21 protein-coding genes are annotated in these 21558 nt (G+C 63.0%); 9 read left to right on the top strand and 12 right to left on the bottom strand.

What is annotated here, in order from left to right; all coding sequences use genetic code 11:
• Positions 1–84: 84 nt before the first annotated feature.
• Positions 85–312 (bottom strand): hypothetical protein, encoded by a 228-nt coding sequence (locus LT988_RS09515; protein ID WP_232409917.1) that lies wholly within the window; start codon positions 310–312, stop codon positions 85–87.
• A 325-nt stretch (positions 313–637) separates the two neighbouring features.
• On the opposite strand from LT988_RS09515, the gene LT988_RS09510 reads away from it, so the two are divergent.
• From LT988_RS09510 to rfbD, 6 genes are all read left to right on the top strand, one after another.
• Positions 638–2020 carry an MFS transporter gene (locus LT988_RS09510; RefSeq protein WP_232409916.1) on the top strand — a complete coding sequence of 461 codons (1383 nt, stop codon included), beginning with the start codon at positions 638–640 and terminating at the stop codon, positions 2018–2020.
• 78 nt (positions 2021–2098) lie between these two features.
• Positions 2099–2614 carry a single-stranded DNA-binding protein gene (gene ssb, locus LT988_RS09505; protein WP_232409915.1) on the top strand — a complete coding sequence of 172 codons (516 nt, stop codon included), beginning with the start codon at positions 2099–2101 and terminating at the stop codon, positions 2612–2614.
• Between the two features lie 222 nt (positions 2615–2836).
• Positions 2837–3895, top strand: a complete 1059-nt coding sequence (rfbB, locus tag LT988_RS09500) for a dTDP-glucose 4,6-dehydratase (protein ID WP_232409914.1) — start codon at positions 2837–2839, stop codon at positions 3893–3895.
• 11 nt (positions 3896–3906) lie between these two features.
• Positions 3907–4788 (top strand): glucose-1-phosphate thymidylyltransferase RfbA, encoded by an 882-nt coding sequence (gene rfbA / locus LT988_RS09495; protein WP_232409913.1) that lies wholly within the window; start codon positions 3907–3909, stop codon positions 4786–4788.
• The gene (gene rfbC / locus LT988_RS09490) at positions 4785–5351 is read left to right on the top strand and encodes a dTDP-4-dehydrorhamnose 3,5-epimerase (RefSeq protein ID WP_232409912.1); all 567 of its coding nucleotides are present in this window, start codon (positions 4785–4787) and stop codon (positions 5349–5351) included. The genes rfbA and rfbC overlap by 4 nt, the downstream gene beginning before the upstream one ends.
• Positions 5348–6259, top strand: coding sequence for a dTDP-4-dehydrorhamnose reductase (gene rfbD / locus LT988_RS09485; protein ID WP_232409911.1), 912 nt, complete (start codon positions 5348–5350; stop codon positions 6257–6259). Before rfbC ends, rfbD begins: the two co-directional genes overlap by 4 nt.
• 243 nt (positions 6260–6502) lie before the next feature.
• Here the strand turns inward: rfbD and lon are convergent, their stop codons facing one another.
• The 3 genes from lon to tal form a co-directional block, all read right to left on the bottom strand.
• Positions 6503–8911, bottom strand: a complete 2409-nt coding sequence (gene lon, locus LT988_RS09480; RefSeq protein ID WP_408648063.1) for an endopeptidase La — start codon at positions 8909–8911, stop codon at positions 6503–6505.
• Positions 8912–8957: 46 nt separating this feature from the next.
• The gene (gene rsmA / locus LT988_RS09475) at positions 8958–9752 is read right to left on the bottom strand and encodes a 16S rRNA (adenine(1518)-N(6)/adenine(1519)-N(6))-dimethyltransferase RsmA (RefSeq protein ID WP_232409909.1); all 795 of its coding nucleotides are present in this window, start codon (positions 9750–9752) and stop codon (positions 8958–8960) included.
• Positions 9753–9944: 192 nt separating this feature from the next.
• Positions 9945–10916, bottom strand: a complete 972-nt coding sequence (gene tal, locus LT988_RS09470; RefSeq protein WP_232409908.1) for a transaldolase — start codon at positions 10914–10916, stop codon at positions 9945–9947.
• A 260-nt stretch (positions 10917–11176) separates the two neighbouring features.
• Between tal and LT988_RS09465 the strand changes: the two genes are divergently transcribed.
• Positions 11177–12739: a CHAD domain-containing protein gene (locus tag LT988_RS09465; protein ID WP_232409907.1), complete on the top strand. Its 1563-nt coding sequence runs from the start codon at positions 11177–11179 to the stop codon at positions 12737–12739.
• Between the two features lie 97 nt (positions 12740–12836).
• The gene (locus LT988_RS09460) at positions 12837–13544 is read left to right on the top strand and encodes a rhodanese-like domain-containing protein (RefSeq protein ID WP_232409906.1); all 708 of its coding nucleotides are present in this window, start codon (positions 12837–12839) and stop codon (positions 13542–13544) included.
• A 260-nt stretch (positions 13545–13804) separates the two neighbouring features.
• Here the strand turns inward: LT988_RS09460 and LT988_RS09455 are convergent, their stop codons facing one another.
• From LT988_RS09455 to hoxE, 8 genes are all read right to left on the bottom strand, one after another.
• On the bottom strand, positions 13805–14209 hold the full coding sequence (locus LT988_RS09455) for a DUF4124 domain-containing protein (protein WP_232409905.1): 405 nt from the start codon (positions 14207–14209) through the stop codon (positions 13805–13807).
• A 238-nt stretch (positions 14210–14447) separates the two neighbouring features.
• A complete protein-coding gene (locus tag LT988_RS09450; RefSeq protein WP_232409904.1) occupies positions 14448–14990 on the bottom strand; it encodes a hydrogenase maturation protease in 543 nt (180 codons plus the stop codon).
• Positions 14991–16418, bottom strand: coding sequence for a Ni/Fe hydrogenase subunit alpha (locus tag LT988_RS09445; protein WP_232409903.1), 1428 nt, complete (start codon positions 16416–16418; stop codon positions 14991–14993).
• Positions 16415–16759, bottom strand: coding sequence for a hypothetical protein (locus LT988_RS09440; RefSeq protein WP_232409902.1), 345 nt, complete (start codon positions 16757–16759; stop codon positions 16415–16417). The genes LT988_RS09445 and LT988_RS09440 overlap by 4 nt, the downstream gene beginning before the upstream one ends.
• A gap of 4 nt (positions 16760–16763) precedes the next feature.
• Positions 16764–17306 carry an NADH-quinone oxidoreductase subunit B family protein gene (locus tag LT988_RS09435; RefSeq protein WP_232409901.1) on the bottom strand — a complete coding sequence of 181 codons (543 nt, stop codon included), beginning with the start codon at positions 17304–17306 and terminating at the stop codon, positions 16764–16766.
• Positions 17303–18034, bottom strand: a complete 732-nt coding sequence (gene hoxU, locus LT988_RS09430; RefSeq protein WP_232409900.1) for a bidirectional hydrogenase complex protein HoxU — start codon at positions 18032–18034, stop codon at positions 17303–17305. The genes LT988_RS09435 and hoxU overlap by 4 nt, the downstream gene beginning before the upstream one ends.
• Positions 18035–18221: 187 nt before the next feature.
• A complete protein-coding gene (gene nuoF, locus LT988_RS09425; RefSeq protein ID WP_232409899.1) occupies positions 18222–19832 on the bottom strand; it encodes an NADH-quinone oxidoreductase subunit NuoF in 1611 nt (536 codons plus the stop codon).
• Positions 19832–20326: a bidirectional hydrogenase complex protein HoxE gene (gene hoxE, locus LT988_RS09420; protein WP_232409898.1), complete on the bottom strand. Its 495-nt coding sequence runs from the start codon at positions 20324–20326 to the stop codon at positions 19832–19834. Before hoxE ends, nuoF begins: the two co-directional genes overlap by 1 nt.
• Positions 20327–20547: 221 nt before the next feature.
• Here hoxE and pssA point away from each other — a divergent pair, with 221 nt between their 5' ends.
• Entirely contained in the window at positions 20548–21300 is a 753-nt protein-coding gene (gene pssA / locus LT988_RS09415) for a CDP-diacylglycerol--serine O-phosphatidyltransferase (protein ID WP_232409897.1), read from the top strand.
• Positions 21301–21558: the final 258 nt, after the last annotated feature.

The following is a 21558-nucleotide window of genomic DNA, read 5'->3' as shown; positions in this document are numbered from 1 at the left end:
AATAAGGCTGGCCCCCGTGTCGGAGAAGATGCAAAGGCAGGTGTGGCCGCCGCGTCACCGATCGGCGGGTACTACAGGCGGCACTCAATGTTCGTCATGAAGCTCCAATCGCCGCTCCAAACGTTCCAAGCGGCGTTTGATGTCGTCGACATCCGATTTGCTGCCGTAGACTGCGGCAGTCAGCCCGGCAAGCTGTTGTCCCATTGCCGAGAGCTGGAGACTGTTGGCGGTCACCTCGCGTTTGATGTCGGCGACGTCCGCTCGGATCGCGCGAAGATGTTCGAGGACAAGGTTTTCGATCTCTGCCGTCATGTGGTGTGTCTCCGCGGAATTTGTCTTAAACCGCGTCTAGAGCGAGATGCTTGTTTTCGAGTGAGCTCGACGTTTGGTGCATCCACAACCGTAAGCGGGGACACGGTTTAAAATGATAAATTTCTTAATATTTTAAACCGCGCTGGCTCCAACGGTCGTCAAGTCTGCTGGGGCCGATCCCATCCAAAAACATTCCATACCGCACTGGGCGCGGTTTAAGAAGACTGGTCTGCGGGAGGATCCCTGTCAATCGCGATCGGGCACGATCTTCGACAAGCCCTTATACTCGGGTTTTCCGCCGAATCGATGTAGAAGGCCACCGTCCTTGACCCCGTCCCATCAACCCCTCGTCGCCTTTACCGGGCTGGAGAAGCGCGCTGCGGTCGGGTTGGCCGCCATCTTCTCCACGCGCATGCTGGGTCTCTTCATGGTCTTGCCGGTCTTCGCGCTCTACGCGCACGACCTGGACGGCGCGACGCCTCTGCTGGTCGGGCTGGCGATCGGCGCGTATGGCTTGACGCAGGCGTTGTTTCAGATTCCGCTGGGTTTGCTCTCGGACCGGATCGGGCGCAAGCCGGTCATCTACGGGGGGCTGGTGCTCTTTGCGATCGGCAGCGTCGTGGCGGCACTGGCCGACGGGATCGAGCTGGTCATTCTGGGGCGCATACTCCAAGGCAGCGGTGCCATCGCGGCGGCGACCATTGCGTTGACCGCGGATCTGACCCGCGATGCGGTGCGTACCCGGGCCATGGCGGCGATCGGTATCAGCGTCGCCCTGTCGTTTGCGGCGGCACTGGTCGTCGGGCCGCCCTTGGCGCGCTGGCTCGGGATCTCGGGGATCTTTTGGCTGACCGCGTTTCTAGCGGTCGTCGGCATGCTTGTTCTGGTCTATGTCGTCCCCGATCCCAAGCGCTCCAGCGTCCATCGCGAGGCCCAGCCGGTGCTCGATCAGTTCGCGGGTGTGCTGAGCAACCCCACGTTGTTGCGCCTGGATCTGGGCATCTTCCTGCTGCACCTCACCATGGTGAGCATGTTCGTGGTGCTGCCCCTGTCGATCGAGTCGGCCGGTTTGGCGCCCGTGGATCATTGGCTGCTCTATCTGCCGGTCGTGCTGCTCGCTATCGTCGCAATGGTCCCTTTCATCATCATGGCGGAGCGCGGCGGCAAAGTGAAGGCAGTGCTGCTCGGTGCGGTTACGGCGATGTGTGCGTCCATGGTGGGCTTCTATCTCTTCCATCAGTCGATTTGGGTCGTCGGAATCCTGCTGCTGGTGATGTTCACGGTCTTCAACCTCATGGAGGCCATCCTGCCGTCGCTGGTCTCGAAGGCGGCGCGCGCCGGTGCACGCGGGACGGCGATGGGGGTTTTCTCAAGCTCGCAGTTCGTGGGGGCCTTCTTGGGTGGCTTGCTCGGCGGCTTGGCGCACCAGAGCTTCGGGGCGGATGCCGTCTATCTGGTCGGGGCCGTGACGTCGTTGGTCTGGATCGGCTTGGCGGCGACGATGGCGATGCCGGCGAATCTGACGGCGCATGTTCTGTCGCTCGGCGAACAGCCGGCCGAGGAGGGTCTGGGTCTCGAGGCGCGTCTGCTGGCCATCCCGGGCGTGGAGGATGCCGTCGTCGCGCTCGACGAGGGTGTCGCCTACCTGAAGGTGGACAGTGGCAGATTGGATTGGGCAACATTGCAGGCATTTTCGGCCAGGGCTTGAGGCGGAACGCCAAAGTCGGCCGCGAACTTCTAGGCGAGACAACAAACGCCCGCGTTCGGCGCGGAGCGGGAGGACTGCATGGCAGGCGTCAACAAGGTGATTCTCATCGGCAACCTCGGGGCTGACCCGGATGTGCGTTACATGCCGAACGGCGATGCGGTGGCGAATATCCGCATTGCAACGAGCGAGACCTGGAAGGATAAGAGCACGGGCGATAAACAGGAGCGCACCGAGTGGCACAACGTTGTCTTCTTCGGGAGGCTCGCCGAGATCGTCAAGCAGTATCTGCATAAGGGCTCGAAGATCTACGTCGAAGGCAAGCTGCGTACAAAAAAATGGCAGGGTCAGGACGGACAAGATCGCTACACGACCGAGATCATAGTCGACATCAACGGGACCATGCAGATGCTCGACAGCCGTTCCGGCGGCGGTGGTGTGGGATCGTCGGTGCCTTTCGACGAAGCGCCTGCGTATCAGTCGTCGCGGGGCGGCGGGCGGCCCCAGTCCTCGAGTCCGGCGCCGTCCTCCGGAGGGAGCGGCCCCGGAGGAAGCAGCCAAGGTGCGGCGGATTTCGACGACGATATCCCGTTTTAAACCGCGTCCAGAGCGAGATGCTGATTTTGAGTGAGCTCGACCTTTTGTGCATCGAAGTTCCTTGGCGGGGACGCGGTTTAAAATAATCAATTTTTTAAGTTCTTAAACCGCGCCGACTCCAACGGTCGTCAAGTCTGCCGGGGCCGATTCCGTCCAAAAACATCGCATGCCGCGCGGGGCGCGGTTTAAGCGTTCCACCACCAGCGTCAAGGAGCATCGCGTGTGCTGACCATTCTCGTCACCGGCGGGGCCGGATTCATCGGCGGCAATTTCGTCCATCACATCCTCGAGACGACCGATGCGCGGGTGGTCAACCTCGACCTTCTGACCTACGCCGGTAATCTGGACACCCTGGCCGATCTGAAGGACAACCCGCGTCACGTCTTCGTACAGGGCGACATCGCTGATCCCGCGCTGGTCGCCCGACTCCTTGCCGACTACGAGGTCGACGCCGTCGTGAACTTCGCGGCCGAGAGTCATGTCGACCGCTCGATCGACGGCCCGGCTCAGTTCGTCCAGACCAACATCGTGGGGACCTTCAATCTGCTGGACTGCGCGCGCGCGCACTGGTCCAAGCGCACCGGCGCGGCCAAGGACGCCTTTCGCTTCCTGCATGTCTCGACCGACGAGGTCTACGGGTCATTGGGACCGACCGGTCTTTTCACGGAGTCGACCCCTTACGCGCCCAACTCGCCCTATTCCGCGTCCAAGGCCGCATCGGACCATCTGGTGCGCGCCTGGTTTCATACCTACGGCTTGCCGGTGCTGACGACCAACTGCTCGAACAACTACGGGCCTTACCAGTTCCCCGAGAAGTTGATCCCGCTCATGATCCTGAAAGCCCAGCGCGGCGAGTCCTTGCCCATCTACGGCGACGGCGGGAACGTACGCGACTGGTTGTACGTCATCGATCATTGTCGGGCGATCCTGCGCGTGCTCGAGGCCGGCAGACCGGGCGAGGTCTACAACGTCGGCGGCAACAGCGAGAAGACCAATCTCGAGGTTGTCGATACCCTCTGTGCCCTGCTCGACGAGCGCCTGCCCGATTCGCCGTATCGGCCGCATGTCGGTCTCAAGAGCTTCGTCAAGGACCGCCCGGGCCATGACCGGCGCTACGCGATCGATGCCGGCAAGCTGCAACGCGAGCTGGGTTGGGAGCCGCAGGAGACCTTCGAGTCCGGCATGCGCCTGACCGTCGACTGGTATCTGGGCCATCCGGAGTGGTGCCGGCGGGTGACCGACGGGAGCTATCTCGGCGAGCGTCTCGGCGCCGCCGGCTGAGGGATCGCATCATGAATCGAAAAGGCATCATCCTGGCCGGCGGCTCCGGTACGCGGCTCTATCCGCTGACGCGGGCGATCAGCAAGCAGCTGCTGCCGATCTACGACAAGCCGATGATCTACTATCCGCTCTCGACCCTGATGTTGGCGGGGATTCGCGAGATTCTGATCATCTCCACGCCGCACGACCTGCCGATGTTCCGATCGCTGCTAGGCGGCGGATCCCAATGGGGGCTGCATCTCGAGTATGCCGAGCAGCCCCATCCGGGTGGACTCGCGCAAGCCTTCCTGATCGGCAAGGACTTCGTCGGGACATCGCCCTCCTGTCTCGTCCTCGGCGACAACATCTTCTACGGCCACGGCCTGGTCGATCAGCTGCGCGCCGCGGGCGCGCGCGAGCGCGGCGCTACCGTTTTCGGCTACTACGTGTCTGACCCCGAACGCTACGGAGTGGCCGAGTTCGATGCGAGCGGGCACGTCTTGAGCCTCGAAGAGAAGCCGATCAAACCCAAGTCGAACTGGGCGGTCACCGGCATCTATTTCTACGACAATCAGGTCTGCAGACTCGCCGAGGAGTTGCGTCCGTCGCCGCGCGGCGAGCTGGAGATAACGGATCTGAACATCCGCTATCTCGAGCAGGGCGAGCTGCACGTGAGCCGGATCGGCCGCGGGACGGCCTGGCTGGATACCGGCACGCACGAGTCGCTGATGCAGGCCGGGCAGTTCATCGAAACGATCGAGCGTCGCCAAGGCCTCAAGATCTGTTGTCCTGAAGAGATCGCCTACTTCAATGGCTGGATCGACGAGGATCAACTTCGGGCGATGGGCGAGGCACTGAAGAAGAGCGGCTATGGCGAGTATCTGCTGAGCCTGCTGCGTCGAGGTGGCGTATGAAGGTCATCGAAACGGCAATCCCGGATGTGCTGATCCTCGAACCCAAGGTGTTCGGCGACGAGCGCGGTTTCTTCATGGAGACCTATCGGACCAATCGCTACGCCGAGGCGGGTATCCCGGCGCCCTTCGTCCAAGACAACTTGTCCTTTTCGCGCCGAGGTGTCCTGCGGGGCCTGCATGTGCAGCATCCGCATGCCCAAGGCAAGTTGGTTCAGGTCATGGACGGCGAGGTGTTCGACGTCGCGGTCGATATCCGTCGCGGTTCGCCGACCTTCGGGCGTTGGGTCGGAGCGACCCTGTCGGGGGAGAACCGTCGCCAGTTCTGGATCCCGCCCGGCTTCGCGCACGGCTTCCTGGTGACAGGCGATTCGGCCCTCTTCATCTACAAAAACACCGATTATTACAGCCCCGAGACCGAGCTCAGTCTGCGGTGGGACGACCCCGAAATCGGCATCGATTGGCCGCTCGAAGGGATGCCGGAACTCTCTGCAAAGGACTCGGCCGCGCTCTGTCTGAACGAGATCTCTCCCGAACGCCTTCCCGACTACGAGGCCAGCCTATGACCACCACGCGTACGACCGCCGAACGGCCCCGTATCCTTCTGATCGGCGCCAACGGTCAAGTCGGCTGGGAATTGCGGCGCACACTCGCGACACTCGGTGATGTGATCCCGGCCTCCCTCGAAGGGGAGTACGGGCCGACGATCGATCTGACGGACCCCACCGCCGTGGCGAGGCTTGTCGAAGACACCTCCCCGGATGCGGTCGTCAATGCCGCCGCCTACACCGCCGTGGACAAGGCGGAGACGGACCGCGACATCGCGCGGCGGATCAATGCCGATGCGGTCGGCGAGGTGGGCGCCATGCTGGCCGGTCGGGGTACTCCGATCATCCATTACTCGACCGACTTCGTGTTCTCCGGCAACCTCGATCGGCCCTACAGGGAAGACGACGCACCGGGTCCGCTCAATGTCTACGGCGAGACCAAGCTCGGCGGCGAGAAGGCGTTGCTGAGCTCGGGTGCCCGCGCGCTGATCTTTCGCACCAGCTGGGTCTACGGAATCCGGGGGGCGAATTTCCTGCTGACGATGTTGCGTCTGCTCAAAGAGCGCGATGAGCTGCGCATCGTCGACGATCAGATCGGCTCGCCGACCTGGAGCCGGATGTTGGCCTCGGCGACGGCGTTGGTGCTCTATCGGGTCTTGCGCGGCGAGCTGGATCTGGAGAAGGTCGGCGGGCTGTATCATTTGACCGGCTCGGGTCACGTCAGCTGGTACGGGTTTGCGTGTGCGATCCTGGAAAATGCGGGTTTGGAGGCGAGTCTGATCCCGATTCCCTCGTCCGAATATCCGGCGCCGGCGCGCCGCCCGCTCTATTCGGTCCTGGACAACAGCCTCTTCCAAGAGACCTTTGGCCTGGCGATGCCCGATTGGCGTCTGTCCTTGACGCAGTGTTTGGACGAGAAGACTTAAACCGCGCCGAGCGAGGTGTGCGATGTTTTTGGATCGGATCGGGCGCCGGCAGACTTGACGACCGTTGGAACTGGCGCGGTTTAAGATATTGAAAAACATTTAAAATTAAACCAGCGTCTCGCTGGGATCGAGGAGATCTCCAAAGTCAAACGCAGCATGAAAAACGACACGTGTCGTTCTGGACGCGGTTTTGCCCTGTGCCGGCGCTGGTGGACTGCGCTGCGTTTGTCCACCCGGACGAGATCAATTCCTCGACGCTGGCCCGAACAAGAGCGGCAGGACGTCGTGGTAGCGCGAGGCGAAATGCACCTTGAAGCCTTTGCGGACATGCTCGGGCACTTCTTCGAACTCGCCGCGGTTGTCCTCGGGAAGGATGATCTCGCGGATGCCGGCGCGCCGCGCCGCGATGAGCTTTTCGCGGATGCCGCCGACCGGGAAGACCTCGCCGGTGAGCGTGATCTCGCCGGTCATGGCGAGCCGACGGATCGGTTGGTTGCGGGCGAGCGAGAGGAGGGCGGATGTCATGGTGATGCCGGCCGAGGGGCCATCCTTCGGGGTGGCGCCAGCAGGGACATGGACATGGATGAAGGCGTTTTCGAAGAAGGCCGGATCGGCGCCGAGCTCGGCGGCGTGGCCGACCAGATAGCCGTAGGCGATCTCGGCGGATTCCTTCATGACGTCGCCGAGTTGGCCGGTGAGCTTGAACCCTCGGGTAAAGCTGTGGGTCCGGGCGGCCTCGATCGAGAGTGTCGCGCCGCCCATGGCGGTCCAGGCGAGGCCTGTCACGACGCCTGGCCCGGAAAGCTTGCGCTCGTCGCGAAACACCGGGCTGCCCAGATAGTCCTTCAGATCGCTCTCGCCGACGCTGATCGGCGTCTCTTCGCCCTCGAGCATGCGCACGGCGACCTTGCGGACGATCTTGCCGAGCTGTTTCTCGAGGCGACGCACCCCGGCATCCCGGGCGTAACCCTCGATCAAGGCGCGTAGCGTCTTGGTGTCGAGTGCAACCGTGCGTTTGGCGAGCCCGGCGCGTTCGATCTGACGGGGCAGCAGGTACTTCTTGGCGATCTGAAGCTTCTCCTCGGCGATATAGCCCGAGAGCTGAATGACCTCCATACGGTCGAGCAAGGGGCCGGGGATGCTGTCGGTCTGGTTTGCAGTGCAGACGAAGAGGACCTTCGAGAGGTCGAAGCGCAGATCCAGATAGTGATCGAGGAAGTCGCTGTTCTGTTCCGGGTCCAGGACCTCGAGCAGGGCCGAGGCCGGATCCCCGTGGTAGGAGGCGCCGATCTTGTCGATCTCGTCGAGCATGATCACGGGATTGGCCGTGCCGGCGTCCTTCATGGCTTGCAGGAACTTGCCGGGCATGGCGCCGATGTAGGTTCGGCGGTGGCCCTTGATCTCGGCCTCGTCGCGGATGCCGCCCACGGAGAAGCGGTAGAAGCGCCGCCCGAGGGCATCGGCGATGGAGTGCCCGATCGAGGTTTTGCCGACACCGGGCGGGCCGACGAGCAGGATGATCGAGCCGGCGATCTCGCCCTTATGGATCCCCACGGCGAGGAACTCGAGGATGCGTTTCTTCACATCTTCCAGGCCGTAATGGTCTCGATCCAAGACGCGCCGTGCACGCTTGAGATCCAGCTTGTCGGCGGAGTGCTTGCCCCACGGCAGGATGCTGATCCAGTCCAGATAGTTGCGGGTCACGGCGTATTCGGGAGAGCCGGTCTCCAGCATGCGCAGCTTGTCCATCTCCTCTTCGACCCGTTTGGTCGCCTGCTCGGTCAGCGTGAGCTTGGCGAGCCGCTCGTTGAAACGGTCGATCTCGGCGGTTCGGTCATCCTTGGCGATGCCGAGCTCCTTCTGGATCGCCTTGAGCTGCTCGCGCAGAAAGAACTCGCGCTGCTGCTTCTGCATCTTTTCCTCGACCGTGCGCCGGATCTTTTGTTGGGCGCGGGCGAGCTCAAGCTCGTTGTTGAGCAGGACGAGCACCTTTTCCATCCGTGGCAGAAGCGGCAGGATTTCCAGCACCTCCTGGAGCTGCTCCTTGGTCGAGGTCGTGAGGCTGGCCGCGAAATCGGAGAGATGCGAGGGATCGTCGGGGCCAAAGCGGTCGAGGAACATCCGCAGCTCTTCGACATAGAGCGGGTTGAGCGGCAGCAGCTCTTTGATGGTGTTGATCACGGCCATGGCGTAGGCCTTGATCTCTTCGTTCGGTGGGCCCGCGGGCTCGGGGAGATAGGTCACCTGTGCGTCGAACGGCGCCTCTCGCCTGATCCAATTGGCGATTCTGAAACGCTGAAGGCATTCCACGAGCACCTGCAGGTGGCCGTCCTGTTGGTGGACGCGATGCACCCGGCACGCCGTGCCGACGGGATAGAAGTCTGTGGTCTGCGCCTCTTCAGAGGTCTCGCTGCGCACCAAAACCACACCGAGAATCTTATGCTCGCTTGCCCCGACCGCCTCCAGCGTCGAGGCCCAGCCCTCGGCGTCCATCAACAGCGGAACGGCCTGCCCGGGGAAGAAGGGGCGCGAGGCGACGGGCAGAATAGGGATGTGGGTCGGGAGGACGTCGTTGGCCCGCGCAAGCGTGATTTCGGAACCTTCGTCGACCTTGACTTCGCTCATATCCTTGTCTGAATCCCGGCCCACCATCGTCATTCTCCTCGTTCGCAAATACCCCTCGTCGGATCGGCCAATTTCAGGGTATCCGCAGCAATTTGCAAGCGGCGTTCGCCAAGCGTGCAAAGCTTGCGACGTCGAGGTTTTCGGCCCTCAGCGTCGGATCGATCCCGGTCTCGATCAGCAGGTCCGCGTCGATCAGCTTGGAGAGGCTGTTGCGCAGGGTCTTGCGGCGCTGTCCGAAGGCCGCGGCGACGATCCGGGCGTGCAGTGCGGGGTCCTCGATCGGGTAAGGGAACGGTCGATGGGGCCGCAGTCGAAGGAAGGCCGACTCGACCTTCGGGGCCGGGGTGAAGGCGCCCGCGCCGATGCGAAAGAGACAGGCGGCCGAGCAAAGCGTCTGAACCATCACCGAGAGACGTCCGTAGGTCTTGTCGCCGGGCTCGGCGACGATGCGCTCCACGACCTCTTTCTGAAGCATCAGGTGCATATCCTCGATGCAGTCGGCCTGCTCCAGGAATCGGAACAAGAGGGGCGTGGAGATGTTGTAGGGCAGATTCCCGACGAGACGGAGGCGCTCGCCCTTATGCACGAGCGCACAGAGGTCGAAATTCAAGGCATCGGCCTGGTGGATCCGCAACGCGCCGAGCGCGCCTAGCCGATCGTGCAGCGGTCCAACCAGGTCGCGATCCAACTCGACGACATCGAGCGAGCCGACCGCGGTCAGGAGCCCTGCAGTGATGGCGCCCTGGCCGGGTCCGATCTCGACGACGCGCTCGCCGGGTGTGGCGGCGAGCACCCCGTGGATACGGTCGATCACCTGGCGATTGTGCAGGAAATTCTGGCCGAAGCGCTTGCGTGCGCGGTGCTCCATTAAACCGCGTCCTGTGCGATATGACCCGGCTCGGGATCGGGGTGAGCTTGAGTCAATCTGCGAGCTTCGGAGTCGACGCGGTTTAAGTTATTATTTTTTTTCATTTAAACCGCGTCAACTCTAAGGTCGTTGAGGGCGTCGAAGGGTTTTTCGCGCTCCGCTACCAAGGAAGGCCCGAGACGCGGTTTAGATTTAACAGTTGTGACAGACCTCATGGGCGAACTGCTCAAGTTTACGCGTATCGGCGGCGAAGAGGCGGATCCCTTCGGCGAGCTTTTCCGAGGCCATCGCGTCTTCGTTGAGCTCCCAGCGGAATCCGGGCTCGTCGAAGCCCACCTTCGGTATCTCCATACCGAGGGCTCTTTCGGGATCGAGTTTCCGTGGGACATCGCCTTCGGTCGAGGCGAGCTCGCCGAGCAGGGCGGGCGAGATGGTCAGGTAATCGCAGCCGGCCAGCTCCAGGATCTCGTCGAGGTTGCGGAAGCTTGCGCCCATCACGACCGTTTCGTAGCCGTGGCGTTTGTAATAATTGTAGATCCGGGTGACGGACTGCACGCCGGGGTCCTCGTCGGCCGGATAGCCCGGGACGTTGTCGGTGTTCTTATACCAGTCGAGGATGCGTCCGACGAACGGCGAGATGAGCGTGACACCTGCGTCGGCGCACGCGACGGCCTGCGCGAAGCTGAACAAGAGGGTTAAATTGCAGTGCAGGCCCTGGCGTTGCAGGATCTCCGCCGCTCGGATCCCTTCCCATGTCGAGGCGATCTTGAAGAGGACTCGGGTGCTCGGGTCGACGCCGGCGGCTTGGTAGAGCTCCACCAACGCCGCAGCGCGCTTGAGCGTGGCCTCGGTATCGAATGACAGACGCGCATCGATCTCGGTCGAGACCCGTCCGGGAACAATCTTCAGGATCTCCGTGCCGAAGTTGACGGCGAGCTTGTCCATGGTCGCCCTGGCCTGGCCCATCGCGTCGCTGCCGCCTTCACGCGTACCGAAAAGGACGGCGTCCTCTACCAGCTCGCGATACTGAGGCATCTGGGCCGCCTTGAAGATCAATGACGGGTTGGTCGTGGCATCTTGGGGCTGGTACGCGGCAATGGACTCGAAGTCACCGGTGTCGGCAACGACCGTGGTCATGGTCTTGAGTTGGTCGAGCTTGCTCATGGTTCCGTACCTTTTCGAAGGTTCAGACGCCTCGGCGTCGATGGGTTGACCTTAACGGAATCGGATGACGATTTCGAATCGGCCCAGCGGTCGTTTCGCCTCGACGCCGGGGCATGTCTAGAAGCTGGGCAAGAACCGCGCCGGCGGCTCGGCCCGCAGGAGGAATCCTGCTGGTATGGAGGACGCAGGTGCCCTCCGCGCTCCAGTCGTTCATACTCGAAACCTATCGGGCCAAGGTTGCGAGGTGTTCCGAATATCCCATGAGGAAATCGACAACGGAGCTTCGGGTTCCCGACGGCACGCCGTTCCGACAGGTCTCGGATCTGCTGACGGGACTCTATCGTCCGATCCTCGCGTCCCCGGAGACAACAACGCGGGTGTTTTACGACACCTTCGACTGGGCGATCTTTCACGACGGCGGCGCGCTGGAATGCCGCACGCAGCGCTCGATACGGCGTCTGATCAGAAGTGACCTCGATGGCGTGTCTCCGCCACTTTCTCAGACCCTTTCCGACGAGCCCGGTTTCGCCTCGGATCTTCCGCTCGGGCCGGTGCGAGAGCGTATCCTGCAGGTTTGCGGGATCCGACGGTTGCTCCCGCTTGTCGAGGTCCAGAGTCACGTGACCGTTTTCCGGCTCGTCAACGACGACGCCGAAACCTTGCTGCGCGTCGAGATCGAGGCGCTGAGCGCGCGCACTCCGAGCGGCGCGACCTGCGGACCGCTAGCGTCGCGTATCCACCTCGTCGCGGAGTCCTACCACGAGCAGGTCGCGCAGGAAGTGGCCGATCTGTTGGCCGAGCGACTCGGGCTGGAGTCCGCCGAGACACCGATTCTCACGGAGGCGTTGTCGGCTTGCGGTCGATCCCCCGGCGACTATTCGTCCAAGATCCAGGATCGCCTCGATCCCGAGCAGAGGTCGGACGAGGCACTCAAGGCGCTCCTGAAGAGTCTGTTCGGGACCCTGATCGCGAATCTGGAAGGTGCGCGGGCGCATCTTGACACCGAGTTTCTGCATGATCTGCGTGTTGCCACGCGTCGCACGCGGTCGGCCCTAGGGCAGGCGAAGGGCGTGTTTCCGGCTGATGTCGTCAAGCATTACAAGGTGAAGTTTACATGGCTGCAGCAGATCACCGGGCCTGTCCGCGATCTGGATGTCTATCTTCTGGACTTCGAACGCTATCGCGAGGCCCTTCCGGTTCGCTTGCGTCCCTGTCTCGGCGCGTTCCACGCGTTCCTCTGTGCCCGCCGAAGCGAGGAGCAGGAACGCCTTGCCGTCGCCCTGAGCTCCCCTGCCTTCATTGATTTGATTCAGGAGTGGCGGACCTTCCTCGATGCGCCGATCGCCGAGCATCCGGCCGAACCCAAGGCTGCGCGTCCGGTCAAGGCGCTTGCAGACGAGCGCATCCGGCGCATGGGAAAACGCGTGCGACGCGAGGGTCTCGCCATTCGCCCGGATTCCCCGGCCGCTGAGCTGCATGAGCTGCGTAAGAGCTGTAAGAAGCTCCGATACCTGATGGAACTTTTCCAGAGTCTCTATCCGCGCGGCAAGATGACCCGATTGATCAAGCTTCTGAAGACGCTGCTCGATCATCTCGGTTTGGTTCAGGACTTGGCGGTACAGGCCGAGCACTTGCTCGACTGGGCCAAACAGATGCAGGCCGAGGGTCAGGCCGATACCGAGACGCTGCTCGCAATGGGTGCGCTCGTCGGTCAGCTTTTGGGGCGTCAAGAGCAGGCCCGCGCGGCCTTCGCCGAGGTCTTCGATCAGTACCTTCACGATGGAAACCAAGCCTTGTTCCGTGCCCTGTTCGAGCGCAACTGATCCAGTTTCGGCTCGAGAAACGCCCATGCCGTGCGGATGTGGCCGGGCTCAATGAACAACCCTTGCCGCCGATGCGGTTCGGAGGAGGTCTAGAAAGATGTCGATGAGATTCACCCTGCCGGCCTACCTGAGGGCTGCGCTCGTTTCTCTCGCCGCTCATGCGACCGGCGCCGGTGCGGCCAACCCGGAGGAGGGGCTCTTCGATTTGGACGATCTTCGGGTCAAGCTCACCGAAACCCTGCCGTATGTCGAGGTCGAGCACGCGGGGAAACCGGTTCTCCTGATGCGTCATCAGGAGCCGGATCACACCATCGTCGCGCCCTACGACCAGACCGCCCGTGACTGTCCTCCCTACTGCATCCAGTCGATGCAGTTGTCCCCCGGTGTGGAGACGATCGGCGAGCTCGAGCTGATCGCCTATCTCGAGCGCGCCTCCCGGGGCGAGCCGATCCTGGTGATCGATTCACGCACCGAACCTTGGGTGTCTCAGGGGATGATCCCCGGTGCAATCCACCTCCCCTACACGCGATTGGATCCGGCGCACGCGCAGCCCGAGGCGATCGCAGATCTGTTGGAATTCGAGCTCGGTGCGATTCGTTTGAATGCGCTCTGGAATTTCAGCGCCGCCAAGACCTTGGTCTTCTACTGCAACGGACCTTGGTGCGGGCAGTCCCCGACCAATATCCGCGCCTTGCTGGCGCTCGGCTACCCTGCGAATCGGATCAAGTGGTATCGCGGCGGGATGCAGATGTGGGAGCAGCTCGGCTTGACGACCGTGAAACCGTCGGCAAACGCTGACGACTAAACCGCGTCCGGAGCGGTGTGTGCCGTGATTGTATCGGATCGGCGACGGCTGAGACCACGCGTGCCGGAGCCGAACCGCTTTCGAATTCACGAATACGGAATTTCAAACCGCGTCACGGCCGAGGAGTGGGGGTTTACTCACCGTTGGACTCGCTCGAAACCGAGCCTATCGCTCCCGCCGCGGTTTGATCTGTGACGGCGCCATCGTTGGCGGCCCGAACGTCCGCAGTGGTGACCTCGACCGACGTTGCCGATGCATCCTCAGCGACGCTGTTGCGTGCTGCTGCTAAAGGTCTTCTCGTCCGGGATCCCGTCTCGCCATGCCTCGCGTCCCCATCGGTCGGCCTCGATGGCCATCATGCGCATCCGCGCGCGCTTTTCGCGCTCCTCGCGTCGATGCGTGTGTTCGGCTACCGGTCGACTTCCGTCGATCGGCGCGGGCTCGGGTGTGGCGACATGTGCGTTCCGGGTCTCGGGAGAGGAATCGCGATCGGGCATGGAACGATCGGTTCGTGGGCGATCGGACAGATCGACGCGCCTCGCATCGACTGCACAGCGCGTCTGAGAGAAGGTCACCGCGCCCTCCGGATCCGTGCATCCGTAGATCTCGGCCGCCTGGACCGACCTGTAGACCAGCATCAATCCGACGAGGATCGCCGCTCGCATCGCCCGTCTCCATCGGGGTTGTTGATCGATGCCTCTGCTAGGGGCTGCCGACCCCGACAGGATCACGCCGCATCATTGGAACATCGGAAGTCCAGTTTGGCCTGAACCGTACACGTTTTGCAAGCTTCATCGATGGGCCCGAGTCAAGCCGCGCTGGAGTCGAGGTGAAGTGGCGGATGGGCGACGGGTCGACGCCGCTGTCGATCGACGTCGACCCGTGACTTCGGGCGAGGCCCGCCTATCGGGCCTGAAGCGGGGCCTGCGTACCTGTTTCGCGTGACGATGTGGCCTGAACCTGATCCGTCGAGGTGGGTGCGTTCGTGTCGATCAGCCGCCGCACCCAATCCAGCATGGGCTCGATCGCCGCTTCGGCGGTCGGTGTCAGCACGTAGTTGGAATAGTCGAACGCGCTTCCGCACGCCGAGACGAGGAAGGTCTCGGGGACCTTGTCGTAGAGTGTCTCGCACCAGGCGAGGAGCTCGCGAGGATCGAGGAAATGCGCCATGGTCGACATGGCGCTGGCGTCGGGGGCAAGTGATCGGCAGCGGACCTCGCCCGGCGTTCCGTCGACTGCGGCATCGAGAAAGATGACGCGGTCGTGCTCCACCAAGTCGGCGACCAGCTCGGCGGTGAGGATGTGGCGCGAGACCACCTCCACGCCTTCCGGCATGCCCTCGGCCTGCAACCGATCCGCGACCAGTGGTCCGATTGCATCGTCTCCGCGGATCGGGCTGCCGTAGCCGATGATCAAGACCTTCCGGCCCTTCAATGCCTGATCCATTCAGCCGCGCCTGAGTGTGTCGACGACGCGGCCCGTCGCATCCTTGAGCTCGATGGCGAGCGGCATCTCGCCGAAGGCATGCGAGGCGCAAGACAGGCAGGGGTCGAAGCAGCGAATGACCGCTTCGACGCGATTGAGCATTCCCTCCTGGAGATTGTTGCCGTCGACATAGGCGTCGGCGACCTGGCGGATGCTCTGGTTCATGGCGAGGTTGTTGTGCCCGGTCGCGATGATGAGGTTGACCCAGGTGATCAGGCCCTCGTCGTCGATGCGGTAGTGATGCATCAAGATCCCGCGCGGGGCCTCGGCGACCCCGATCCCTTCGTAGCGATTGCTCCGCGCGCGGGCTCGCACGCGTGCATCGAGGATGGTCGGATCCTTGAGCAGACGTTCCATCATCTCGAGGGCGTAGATGATCTCGACCAGTCGGGCATAGTGATAGTGGAAGCTGCTGGCGATCGGGCCGGACTCTTGAAGCATGTGGAATTCGGCGAGCGCCACGTCGGCATAAGGTGTTCCGCATGCATCGACGTTGTTCAGACGTGCAAGGGGTCCGACCCGATAGATGCCATTGGGATAGCCGTGCGGCTTGTAGTAGGGGAACTTCATGTAGCTGAAGTCCTCGACGGCCTCACCGATCAGACGCTCGTATTCGTGCGGCGGCACCATGTCTTCGAGGATGCGGCCTTGGGCATCCTTGAGTCGCAGGAAGCCGTCGTAATGTTCCAGGTGGCCCTTGGGGCTCACCAGGCTGAGGAACATGGTCGGCTGACTGCCGAAGTGGTTTGCTTCGTCCTTGAACTTGGGCACAAGCGTCTTGAAGAAGGCGTAGGTGCGCTTGGCGATCTCCAGCCCCTCGGGGATCAGCTTGAGCATCGCGTCGCGCTTCTCCTGCGTCAACGGTTCGCTAACCCCGCCGGGGACGACCCAGGTAGGGTGGATCTTCTTTCCGCCCAAGGTCTCGATGATGGTCTGGCCGATCTGGCGCAGACGGATGCCGTCCTTAGCCAGCGCCGGGTCTTGGCGCATGACGCCGAAGATGTTCCGCGAGACGGGATCCGAGTCCCAACCGAGCAAAAGGTCCGGCGAGGAGAGATGAAAAAACGATAAGGCGTGCGACTGGGTGAGCTGCGCGAGGTTGATGATGCGGCGCAACTTTTCGCCGGTCGGCGGGATGCTGACCGAGAGCAGGTGATCGCACGCCTTGTTGGAGGCCAGCACATGGCTGACCGGGCAGATGCCGCAGGTTCGCGCGGTCAGCGCGGGCATCTCCCGATAGGGCCGGCCCTCGCAGAACTTCTCGAAGCCGCGAAACTGGGTGAGATGGAACTTGGCGTCTTCGACCTCCCCGGCGTCTCCGAGCTGCAGGGTGATGCGGGCATGGCCCTCGATGCGGGTGACGGGTTCGATGGTAACGGTGCGGCTCATGGATGCGGCCCCTGAGGGTTGGGATTGGGTGTGGCGTCCGAGTCGTCGCTTTCGTTGTTCAAGGCGCGCTCGGTGATCTCGTGGTAGAGATGGACCATCTTGGCGACGATCTCGTCGAGCTCCGGGTGCTGCGCCCACTTGGACTGCATGGCCGTGGCATCGGTGAAGACCTCGGTCAGGAACGCGATATCGAAGCTGTCGAGCCGCGCCCCCCGCTCGACCTTGGCCTTGATGTCGAGCAGGCGCGGCAGGCGCTGCGTGCGCAGACGCTTGAGCAGCGCGACGATCACGCCCGCGTCGGGATCCTGTGGTGCTTGGTGTCCGGCAGGGTGCTTGGTCATGGCTTCAGGCCCCGAAACGCGTGACCGCGCTGGGTTCCGGTATGCGCCCTGCGATGAGCTCGCTCAGCACGTACCAGATTGCGTCGGCGCTCGGCGGGCACCCGGGTACGAAGACATCGACCCCGACGACGCCGTGGATGGGTTTGACGACGGCCAGCAAAGCCGGCACCCCTTGGGTCGGCGTTTGCGGCTGGAACGTGACGGTGTCGCGGTAAGCGCGATCGACGACATCGGCGAGCTTGAAATGGTTGCGCATGGCGGGGACGTTTCCGTTGACGGCGCAGTCGCCCAGGCTGACCAGGATCTTGCAGTGCTTGCGAAACGCGTGCGCTTTTTCCAGGTCATCTTCCGAGCTGATCGAGCCTTCCAGGATGCCCACATCGACGTGGTCGGGCAGGGTCTTGGTGTCGACCAATGGGCTATAAACGATGTCGACCTGCTGGACCAGCTCGATCAGGCGCTCGTCCATGTCCAGGAAGGACATGTGACAGCCCGAGCAGCCGTCGAGCCAGGTGGTCGCGACCGTAATCTTGGGCGGTGTGCTCATTGGGAGTGTCTCCGGCGGGCGAGAATCGGCAGGAAGTGTTGATCTTTGACCATTTCGCCGACCGAAGTGCCCTGTTTGACCAATGCGCCGGTCGGGCAGACCTGCACACATTTGCCGCAGCTGGTGCAGGTGTCGCTTTCGCCCCAGGGTTGCGCCATGTCGGTGATAACGCGACAGTCGCTGCCGCGGCCCATGACGTCCCAGGTGTGTGCACCCTCGATCTCGTCGCAGACACGCACGCACCGGGTGCAGAGGATGCAGCGGTCGTGATCGAGCCGAAACATCTCGTGCGAGCTGTCCACCGGGTAGCTCGCCTGACGATAGGGCACGCGGACATGGTCGACCCCGCACTTCTGAGCCATATGCTGCAGCTCGCAGTGTCCGTTGGAGACACAGACCGAGCAGACATGGTTGCGCTCGGCGAAGAGCAGCTCGACGATGGTACGGCGATAGCGTTGGAGCTTCTCGGTGTTGGTCTGGATCTGCATCCCCTCGGTGACGCGCGTCGAGCAGGCGGCCAACAAGCGCCCCTGACCGGACAGCTCCACGAGACAGAGCCGGCAGGCGCCCCAGACCGAGAGACCTTCGAGATAACAGAGGCTCGGGATCGGGATCTGATTCTCGCGACAGACCTCGATGATGGTCTCATCCTCGCGGGCGGAGAGATCCCGGCCGTCGATGTTGAGCGTGACGACCCGGACATTCGGTTGCTTGGCGGGTAGGGGCATATCGGCTCCGTCAACCTCGTTCGTACATTTTGGACCGCAAAGGTGCTCAGGACGCAACGCAGAGTGCGTCGCTGCAGGTGTTCGCTCTCGGTGGATCCCCTGGCCCCGGCGCCGGGGTTTGACGGCTCGACATCCTTTGTTCTCTTTCGCACGTCGCGCCGTCGTGATCGCGACGGTCTGCTTCGCGCTAAACCTCGCCGAGCTTCGCTTCGTATTCGTCGCGGAAATAGCGCATGGTACTCAGCACGGGATTGGGCGCCGTCTGGCCCAGTCCGCAGAGGCTGGTTGCCTGCACCACTTCGCAGAGCTCTTCCAGCAGTGTGAGCTCGGCCCGTGTGGCCTGCGACTTGGCCAGCCGGTCGAGGATGCTGTGCATCTGTTGCGTCCCGGTGCGGCAGGGGATGCACTTTCCGCACGATTCGGTCATGCAGAATTCCATGAAATAGCGTGCGACGTCGACCATGCTGGAGGTCTCGTCCATGACGATCATGCCGCCTGAGCCCATCATGGTGCCGAGCGTTTTGAGGCTGTCGTAGTCCACGGCGATGTCGAGGTGCTGCGCCGGGATACAACCGCCCGAGGGGCCGCCGGTCTGCACGGCCTTGAAAGCCTTGCCGCCTGGGATGCCCCCGCCGATGACCTCGATGATGTCGCGCAGAGAGGTGCCCATCGGGACCTCGATGAGGCCGGTGTTCGTGATGGTTCCGGCCAGCGCAAACACCTTGGTCCCTTTCGATCGTTCGGTGCCGATCGAGGCGAACCAATCGCCCCCCTCGCGCACGATCGGGGCGATGTTGGCGAAGGTCTCGACGTTGTTGATGAGCGTGGGGTAGCCCCAGAGTCCCGCCTCGGCGGGGTACGGCGGACGCGGGCGCGGTTGTCCACGTAGTCCTTCGATGGAGGCCATGAGTGCGGTTTCTTCGCCGCAGACGAAGGCCCCGGCGCCGAGGCGGATCTCTACCTCCAGGCTGAATTGGGTATCGCCGATCTTGTTGCCCAAAAGCCCCGAGCGCTTGGCTTTGCGAATGGCCGTCTGAAGTCGCTCGACCGCGAGCGGGTACTCGGCGCGGACATAGACATAGGCCTTGTTGGCCCCGATCGCGTAGGCGGCGATCGCCATGCCCTCAAGGACACGATGCGGGTCTGACTCCAGGATCGCCCGGTCCATGAAGGCGCCCGGGTCGCCCTCGTCCGCGTTGCAGATGACGTATTTCTGGGTCGCCGGCATCTTCGCGACGGTCGACCATTTCAAGCCGGTCGGATAGCCGCCGCCGCCGCGTCCGCGCAGACCGCTGTCGGTCACTTCGCGCAAGACATCGGCGGGGGTCATCTCGCTTAAGGCCCGGATCAGCGCGGAGTATCCGCCGACGGCGACATAGCCCTTGAAACTGTCGGGATCGATGATGCCGGCATTTTCGAGCACGATCTTCTGCTGACGCGCGAAGAAGGGCTGATTGGTCGGACAACGTAAGCGCTCCACAGGCGGGCCATCGATGCTGGCGACGATGTCCTCGGCGTCGTCCGCGGTCACGTCGCGATAGAGCACGGAGCCTTGGAGGTCCGCCTCGCGATCGGCGACAGCGACCAGCGGCCCGGCCGAACATAGGCCCATACACCCGACCCCTTTGACCTTGCAGGAGGGTTTGGTGTCGCCGAGCTCGGCGACCAGTGCATCGAAGACGGGGACGGCACCGGATGACTGACAGCTGGCCGCGAGGCAGACACGCACCTCGCGATCCACGCCGGCTTCGGCTTCCCGGTATTTCTCGGCCAGGTCGGTCAGATCGTCGAGGTTCATCAGGTCAGCTCCTCGAGCTTGGCAATGAGTGATTCGCTGTCGAGCTTGCCGAGCACATCGCCGTCGATCACGATCGCCGGGGCTAGACCGCAGGCGCCGACGCAGCGTGCCGTCAGCAGCGACAGCCGGTCGTCTTCAGTCGTTTCACCGGGATTGATGTCGTAGCGCTCCTGCAGACGCTCGACGAGACCTCCGGCCCCTTTGATGTAGCAGGCGGTCCCCGTGCAGACGACGCAGGCGTGACGGCCTTTCGGCTTCAGCGCGAAGAGGTGATAGAAGGTCGCGACACCATAGACTTTGCTCAGCGGCAGGTCGAGCGATGACGCGACGAATCGCAGCGAGCCTTCGTCGAGAAACCCGAAGGCGTCCTGCACGCTGTGCAGGGTCTCGATCAGGGCATGGCCGGCATAGCCGTTGCGGCGCATGGTCGCGTTGACGAGCTTCCAACGCTTGTCGTCACTAGGCAATGGCGGCTTGGCTTGCTGCAGACTCATCTCCCCTCCGAATTCAATGGGCCATGATTGCCGTGCGATCGAGTCGCCGACGCCGATGCGACCGAACCATGCCACAAGTCGATGACCAATGGATAGCCGGACGAGGATCTTCTTTTCGCGCACTTTCGGTGCGTTCGGTGTCGCGGCGCTTCCTTTCGGTGCCACCCCGCTGGCGGCTATACTCGCGACCCGACCAGACGCCCGCCAACGAGATCGATCCAATGGACAACGTGCCAGCCACCCGAAAGCGACCACGCGGAATCTATCTGCTGCCCAATCTCTTCACGACCGCAGCACTCTTTGCGGGATTCTATGCGGTTCTCGCGGCCACGCAGGATCGCTTCGAGGCGGCTGCGCTGGCGATCTTTGCGGCTCAGGCGCTCGACGGGATCGACGGGCGCGTGGCCCGTATCACTCAAACCCAAAGCGATTTCGGTGCCGAGTACGACAGCCTCTCGGACATGGTGGCCTTCGGTGTGGCCCCGGCGTTGGTTGCCTATCACTGGGCCTTGGGCGGGCTCGGCAAGGTCGGCTGGCTTGCCGCCTTTGTTTTTACCGCCGCCGCGGCGTTGCGTCTGGCACGTTTCAACACGCAGGTGCGGATCGCCGACAAGCGTTACTTCCAGGGGCTCGCCAGTCCAGCGGCCGCGGCCATCATCGCGAGCGGGGTCTGGATCGGCGCGGATACGGGGATCGCCGGGGCCGATGTCGCCTGGATTGCGGCCTTCCTCACCGCGGGCGCGGGTCTGTTGATGGTCAGCAACTTCCGCTACATCAGCTTCAAGCAGCTCAACTTCCAGGGCCGCGTGCCCTTTCTCCTGGCCGTCGCCGTCATGCTGGGCTTTGGCGTCATCTTCATCAACCCGCCGCTGATGCTCTTTTTGATGGCGACGACCTATGCGGTTTCGGGGCCGGTGTGGACCCTGTTGCGACTGCGTAAAAGTCGATCGCGCCATCGGCGCGAGAGGCATTGAGCCCGGTCGGGGCCGAACGGTTCGGATCCGCCGGTGCGAGCGGGTCGGAATCAAGCCGATAGGTCTCGGTGATGTGCTCTACTCGGGTCCGGAAACTGCTAGGATATAAGCCGTCTTGACGGACCGACCCTGAACGGATGGATCCGGTTGACTGCTCGCACCCTCGAGGACGCTGTGACGGGCAACACCAGATCGATCTGCGGAGGGGCGAAATGAGCGAGACGTCCAACAAGAAAAAACCGGGCCTACTGCGCCGTC

The sequence above is a fragment of the Thiocapsa bogorovii genome (assembly GCF_021228795.1).
Taxonomy (GTDB): domain Bacteria; phylum Pseudomonadota; class Gammaproteobacteria; order Chromatiales; family Chromatiaceae; genus Thiocapsa; species Thiocapsa bogorovii.
Note: the sequence above shows the minus strand (reverse complement) of the source record. Positions and strands in the feature narration are given on the sequence as shown.